This is a genomic window from Vibrio sp. SG41-7, assembly GCF_014164465.1.
GTDB classification, from domain to species: Bacteria; Pseudomonadota; Gammaproteobacteria; order Enterobacterales; family Vibrionaceae; genus Vibrio; species Vibrio splendidus.
This window is the reverse complement of record NZ_JACJFF010000404.1, coordinates 1-281: the sequence shown is the minus strand read 5'-3', so window position 1 is coordinate 281 and position 281 is coordinate 1. Positions and strand designations below refer to the sequence as shown.

The 281-nt window shown below is 44.1% G+C and carries 1 protein-coding gene; it reads right to left on the bottom strand.

Annotated elements, in window-relative coordinates:
• Window positions 1-281 (bottom strand): transposase (locus tag H5300_RS28615; RefSeq protein ID WP_182797406.1); only part of this gene is annotated, 281 nt, incomplete at both ends.

Genomic DNA, 281 nt, shown 5'->3' with positions numbered 1-281 from the left:
ACATTCCATTGACGGTAATCTTGAATATGATTGGTGGTCGATGTGGATAAGTTAAGGTCGCCGTATTTTTGTCTGAGAAGCGCGATGAGAGTGCGCCGCCAGTGATACTCGACATGCTTCTTTTTAAAGTAGATAGGTTTCCAGGAATGTTTTTTATCTAAGCCTCCACGAGTGACCGATAAATGGATATGTGGATGCCAGTTAAGGGCTCGACCATAAGTATGAAGCGCTCCGAATATCCCTACCTCAAGTTCATGCTTTTTTGCCCACTCTAACAGCGT